At 75.5% G+C, this 6,033-nt stretch carries 6 protein-coding genes; 4 read left to right on the top strand and 2 right to left on the bottom strand.

Annotated features, from left to right (window positions below):
* Positions 1-107: 107 nt before the first annotated feature.
* Genes tatA through AC5FZL_RS14915 form a run of 3 tightly spaced genes read left to right on the top strand, consistent with a single transcriptional unit; the run spans position 108 to position 4,197 of the window.
* Positions 108-389, top strand: coding sequence for a Sec-independent protein translocase subunit TatA (gene tatA / locus AC5FZL_RS14925; RefSeq protein WP_493619677.1), 282 nt, complete (start codon positions 108-110; stop codon positions 387-389).
* Between the two features lie 29 nt (positions 390-418).
* Positions 419-1,231, top strand: coding sequence for a twin-arginine translocase subunit TatC (gene tatC / locus AC5FZL_RS14920; RefSeq protein WP_493619676.1), 813 nt, complete (start codon positions 419-421; stop codon positions 1,229-1,231).
* 56 nt (positions 1,232-1,287) lie between these two features.
* Positions 1,288-4,197 (top strand): DEAD/DEAH box helicase, encoded by a 2,910-nt coding sequence (locus AC5FZL_RS14915; RefSeq protein WP_493619675.1) that lies wholly within the window; start codon positions 1,288-1,290, stop codon positions 4,195-4,197.
* Positions 4,198-4,220: 23 nt separating this feature from the next.
* On the opposite strand, the gene AC5FZL_RS14910 is transcribed toward AC5FZL_RS14915, so the two are convergent.
* Positions 4,221-5,171 (bottom strand): 5'-3' exonuclease, encoded by a 951-nt coding sequence (locus tag AC5FZL_RS14910; protein WP_493619674.1) that lies wholly within the window; start codon positions 5,169-5,171, stop codon positions 4,221-4,223.
* A 56-nt stretch (positions 5,172-5,227) separates the two neighbouring features.
* A complete protein-coding gene (locus AC5FZL_RS14905; RefSeq protein ID WP_493619673.1) occupies positions 5,228-5,503 on the bottom strand; it encodes a hypothetical protein in 276 nt (91 codons plus the stop codon).
* Positions 5,504-5,602: 99 nt separating this feature from the next.
* Here AC5FZL_RS14905 and AC5FZL_RS14900 point away from each other — a divergent pair, with 99 nt between their 5' ends.
* Positions 5,603-5,959: a tetratricopeptide repeat protein gene (locus tag AC5FZL_RS14900; RefSeq protein ID WP_493619672.1), complete on the top strand. Its 357-nt coding sequence runs from the start codon at positions 5,603-5,605 to the stop codon at positions 5,957-5,959.
* Positions 5,960-6,033: the final 74 nt, after the last annotated feature.

The following is a 6,033-nucleotide window of genomic DNA, read 5'->3' as shown; positions in this document are numbered from 1 at the left end:
CGCCTGAGCACCCCCGCCTGAGCAACCCCGCCTGACCACCCCGCACCTGAGCACCTCCACCGGGGGAAGCGACCTAGGATGAGGTCGACTCGACCTCGGGAGGTCTCGTGCGCAACTTCTTCGACCAGCCGCTGCTGCTGCTGGTGCTCGTGCTGCTCATCGTCGTCATCTTCGGCGCGAAGCGGCTCCCGGACGCCGCCCGCAGCCTGGGCCGGTCCATGCGCATCTTCAAGGCCGAGGTCAAGGAGATGAAGGACGACGGCAAGCCCGGCGCCCCCAGCGCTCCGGGCACCCCCTCGCGCCCCCTGGAGGGCCGCGTCCTGGGCGACGACGTCCCGCCGGCGCCGGCGCCGGGCTCGAGCGCTGACCCCCAGCGCCGCGGCGTCTGAGCGCCCGCTCCAGCGCGCGACCTGACGAGGTGGCGACCAGCACGTCCTCGCGGAGGAAGGACCCCGAGGGGCGGATGCCCCTGCGCGAGCACCTCACCGAGCTGCGCAAGCGGGTCGTGCGCGCCGGTCTCGCCGTCGCCCTCGGGGCGGTCGCGGGCTGGTTCCTCTTCGACCCGGTCTACACCTACCTCACCGACCCGATCCGCGACCTGCAGCGCTCCGGGCAGGACATCACGATCAACTTCAGCCAGGTGGGGGCCGCGTTCGACCTGCGGCTGAAGATGTCGGTGTGGATCGGCGTCCTGGTCTCCAGCCCCTTCTGGATCTACCAGCTGTGGGCCTTCGTCACCCCGGGCCTGACCCGCAAGGAGCGCGGCTACGCCCTGGGCTTCGTCGCCGCCGCGGTGCCCCTCTTCCTGGCCGGGGCCTTCCTGGCCAGCTCCTTCATCCCCAACGCCGTGGACTTCCTCACCGAGTTCACCCCCGAGGGCGACACCAACCTCTTCCAGGCCGCGGACTACCTGGGCTTCGTCATGCGCACGGTGCTGGCCTTCGGGGTGGCCTTCCTGCTGCCGGTGGTCCTCGTCGCCCTCAACCTCGTCGGGGCGCTGTCGGGGCGGGCGGTGCTGCGGTCCTGGCGCTGGGTGACGGTGCTGTGCTTCACCATCGCCGCGGTGGCCACCCCGACCTCCGACGTCCTGTCGATGTTCCTGCTGGCGCTGCCGCTGCTGGTGCTCTTCGCCCTGGCCATCGCCGTGTGCCTGCTCACCGACCGCCGCAGGGCCCGTCGGGCGCAGGTGGTGTGGGGCGACGTCGACGACGACAGCGCCAGCCCGCTCTGACGGCCCCCCGGCGCCTGCTCGCGCCTCCTCGGGCGGGCTGACCTAGGCTCGCTGGCATGCCCTCGCCCGCCGAGCGGTACGCCGCCTCCCGCCGTCGCCAGGCCGAGGAGCGCTCCGAGCTCGCCCAGTTCCGCCGCGACGTCGGCTTCGACCTCGACCCCTTCCAGGTGCAGGCCTGCGAGGCCCTGGAGGCCGGCCGCGGCGTCCTCGTCGCCGCCCCCACCGGGGCCGGCAAGACCGTGGTGGGCGAGTTCGCCGTCCACCTGGCCCTGGCCACGGGGCGCAAGGCCTTCTACACCACGCCGATCAAGGCCCTGAGCAACCAGAAGCACGCCGACCTGTCCGCGCGCTTCGGCGCCGAGCGCGTGGGCCTGCTCACCGGTGACACCTCCGTCAACGGCGACGCCCCCGTGGTGGTCATGACCACCGAGGTGCTGCGCAACATGCTCTACGCCGGCTCCCCGGCGCTGGCCGGGCTCGGGCACGTGGTGATGGACGAGGTGCACTACCTCGCCGACCGCGCCCGCGGCGCCGTCTGGGAGGAGGTGATCATCCACCTCCCCGACGACGTGCTGATCACCTCCCTGTCGGCCACGGTGAGCAACGCCGAGGAGTTCGGCGACTGGCTGGCCGCGGTGCGCGGGGCGACCGAGGTCGTCGTCTCCGAGCACCGGCCCGTGCCGCTGTGGCAGCACGTCATGGTCGGCACCCGCCTGCTCGACCTGTTCACCGACGAGACCGGCACCGCCGTGGAGGCCGGCGCCGGCACCGCCCCGCACCTCGTGTCGGGGCTGAAGGTCAACCCCGAGCTCGTGCGCATGTCGCGCGAGGAGGTGCGCCGCGACCGCCAGGCCCCCCGCGGGTCCGCGCCGCGCCGCGCCGCCGGCCGAGGGGGGCGGCCCCAGCGCTCGGCCAGCTCGGGCCCCTCGCGGGCGCAGGTGCTCGAGCGGCTCGACGACTCGGGCCTGCTGCCCTCGATCACCTTCGTCTTCAGCCGCGCCGGCTGCGACGCCGCCGTCCGCCAGTGCGTGAGCTGGGGGCTGCGGCTGACCACCGCCGAGGAGCGCCGCGAGATCCGGGCGGTGGTGGAGGAGCGCTGCTCCGACATCCCCGATGCCGACCTGCAGGTGCTCGGGTACTGGGAGTGGCTGGAGGGCCTGACCCGGGGGATCGCCGCCCACCACGCCGGGCTGCTGCCGACCTTCAAGGAGGTCGTGGAGGAGCTGTTCTCCCGGGGGCTGGTCAAGGCCGTCTTCGCCACGGAGACCCTCGCGCTGGGGATCAACATGCCCGCGCGCTCGGTCGTGCTGGAGAAGCTCGTGAAGTTCAACGGCGAGGCCCACGTCGACATCACCCCCGGGGAGTACACCCAGCTCACCGGGCGCGCGGGGCGCCGCGGCATCGACGTGGAGGGCCACGCGGTCGTGCTCTGGCAGGGGGGCCTGGACGCCGAGGCCGTCGCCGGCCTGGCCTCCACCCGCACCTACCCGCTGCGCTCGAGCTTCCGGCCCACCTACAACATGGCCGTCAACCTCGTCTCCCAGGTGGGGCGGTCCCGGGCCCGCGAGGTGCTGGAGACCTCCTTCGCCCAGTTCCAGGCCGACCGCGGCGTGGTCGGCCTCGCCCGCCAGGTGCGCAAGCAGGAGGAGGCGCTGGCCGGCTACGCGAAGTCCATGACCTGCCACCTGGGCGACTTCGCCGAGTACGCGGCCATCCGGCGCCGGATCGGCGACCTGGAGAAGGACACCTCCCGCGAGCACGCCCGCCGGCGCCGCTCCGACGCGCTCGCCTCCCTCGAGGCGCTCAAGCCCGGTGACGTCATCAGGGTGCCCGCCGGACGCCGCGCCGGCTTCGCCGTCGTCCTCGACCCGGGCCTGACCGCCGGGCTGGAGGGCCCGCGCCCCACCGTCCTCACCGCCGACAAGCAGGTGCGGCGCCTGTCGATCGCCGACGTCCAGACCGCCGTCGCCCCCGTGGCGCGGATCAAGGTGCCCACCACCTTCGACCCGCGCAGCCCCGCCTCCCGCCGCGACCTCGCCTCCTCGGTGCGCAGCGCCCTCGCGGAGGGACGGCTCGAATCCGGGCCCCTGCCGAAGGGGCTGCGCGGGCCCTCCAGCGCGGAGGACGCCGCGGACCGCCCGGGGGAGGCCGACGAGCTGACCCGCCTGCGCCGCCAGCTGCGCCAGCACCCCTGCCACGGCTGCCCCGACCGCGACGACCACGCCCGCTGGGCCCAGCGCTGGAGCACCCTGGAGAAGGAGACGCGCACTCTCATCCACCGCATCGAGGGACGCACCGGCTCCATCGCCCGCACCTTCGACCGCGTGTGCGACCTGCTCGTGGACCTCGGCTACCTCGCCCCCGCTCCGCTGGAGGAGGATGCGAGCTCACCCAGCGACCTGCCCGCCGCCGGCGGCGAGCTCGTCGTCACCCCCGCGGGGGAGCGCCTCAAGCGCGTGTACGCCGAGAAGGACCTGCTCGTGGCCCAGTGCCTGCGCGAGGGCACCTGGTCGGCGCTGGACCCGGCAGGACTGGCGACAGTGCTCTCCGCGATCGTCTACGAGGCCCGCCGCGAGGAGGGACCGCCCGCCGCCCGCACCCCCGGCGGCTCGGAGATCGCCACCGCGCTCGCGCGCACGGTCGCGGAGTGGTCCGCGCTGGCCGAGCGCGAGGAGGCCCACCACCTGCCCGGCACCGGCGAGCCCGACCTCGGGCTCGTCTGGCCCGTGCACCGCTGGTGCCGGGGGCAGGCGCTGGAGGCCGTCCTCGACGCCGGCCCCGAGGACCTCGCCGCCGGCGACTTCGTGCGCTGGTGCCGCCAGCTGCTGGACCTCCTCGACCAGGTCGTCGCCGTCTCCGCCGCCGGGGGGGACGAGCGCCTGGCCCGCACCGCCCGCGAGGCGATCCGCCTCGTCGACCGCGGCGTGGTGGCCTACTCCGCCGGGGCGGCCCGCGCCGCCAGCTGACCCTCCAGGCGCTCGCGGGCGCGTCACCCCGCCAGGGCGGTGAGGAGGCGCTCCACGCTCGAGCGCACCCCCCACCGCGACGCCAGCGCGGTGACCGCGTCGACGTCCACGGCGCTCGCGAGACCCGCCGGCGGTGGCGGGGGCAGCGGAGGCAGGTCGGCATCGCGCAGCACCCTCACCACGCGGGGGGCGACGTCGAGGTAGTCGGCGGCGTCGAGCAGGCGCTGGCGCTGCCCGGCGCTCAGCCCCGGAGCCCCGGTGCTCGCCGCGGCCCGCAGCCCCGCGAGGTCGCCGAACCGGGCCAGGAGGGTCGCGGCCGTCTTCTCCCCGATCCCGGGCACCCCCGGCAGCCCGTCGCTGGGGTCGCCGCGCAGCACCGCGAGGTCGACGTAGGCGGCCCCGGCCCGGGCGGCGTCCAGCCCGTACTTCTGCGCGAGCCACGCGCCGTCGACCACCTCGGCGTCGCGCACCCCGCGACCGATGTAGACCACCCGGACGCCGGCCGCGTCGTCGGCCAGCTGGAAGAGGTCGCGGTCGCCGGAGACGACCACGACTCCGGTTCCGGCCGCCGCGGCGCGCGTGGCCAGGACGCCGGCGACGTCGTCCGCCTCGCACCTGGGGGCCCCGACGCGGGGGACGCCGAGCGCGTCCAGCAGGTCGACCACCACGTCGACCTGGCGGGGCAGCGCCTCGGGGACGTCCTCGCCGCCGTCGGCCCCGACGCGGTGGGCCTTGTAGCTGGGCAGCAGCTCGGTGCGCCAGGCCGGGCGCCAGTCGTCGTCCCAGCAGGCGACCAGCTGCGCGGGCCGCAGCCGCTCGACGAGGACCGCCACCATGTCGCAGAAGCCGCGGACCGCGCCGATCGGCGTCCCGTCCGGTGCGGTGATCGAGCTGGGCAGGGCGTGGAAGGCCCGGAAGTACAGGGTGGCGGCGTCGAGGAGGACGAGGTCGCCGGGGCGCTGGGGATCGGCCATGCCCGGAGGCTAGGCCCGGAGGTCACGCCGGGAGGAGCACCCGGTGCGGCGAGCGGTCAGTCCTGCTCGTGAGGACCGCCCAGCCAGCGCAGCGCCTCGACGTCCTCGGGGGAGAGGTAGTAGCCGCGGGGGCCGCCGCCGGCCGGGGCGACGCGGTGGGCGTCGACGAGCTCGACGCCGGCCCGGGAGAAGGTGGCCACGAGCGCCGGGGGGAGCGGGGCCCCGGCGTAGTAGCCGGCCTCGCGCGCCCGCTGCCGGGTGCCCTCGTTGGCGCTCTCCCACCAGTAGCGGATGGCCGACCGGCGCTCTCGCTCCTCGCCGCTCGTCGTCATCCCGCGACGGTACCCGCCCGCCCCGGAACAGCGCCGGTCGGCGTGGCGTTCAGGCCCTGTCCCCACCCGCAGCGGGCGGGGAGCACCGAAGGAGGGCCCGTGGGCACCTACGCCGAGCACCGCGACTACTTCGACCACACCCTGGCGGAGGGGCTCGTGGAGGACCGCGAGTACACGAAGGCCGCCACGATCCTGCGCCGGATGGGGGCGGAGGAGCCGGGCAGCCCGCTGGCCACCCGGATGCTCCTGGCCCGGGCGCTGTTCTCCTCCGCGCAGCTGGGCCGGGCCGAGGCGCTGCTCCGCTCGGTCGTCGCCGAGCGCCCGGACGAGGCCTACGCCCAGCTCATGCTCGGGCGGGTGCTCCAGCGCCGCGGGAGGGCGCAGGAGGCCCAGGCGCCGCTGCGGCTGGCCGCCGCCATGGGGCTGAGCATGGACGGCGCCGCAGCCGACGCATGATAACGGAAGCCAGCACGCCGGATCCCCACCACGGCTCGCAGCACCGAACCGGCTCGAACCCGGCCGGGACGGGG

This window comes from Quadrisphaera sp. DVD1, from assembly GCF_058932755.1.
The sequence above is the reverse complement of the archived record's forward strand: the minus strand, read 5'-3'. Positions and strand labels throughout refer to the sequence as shown.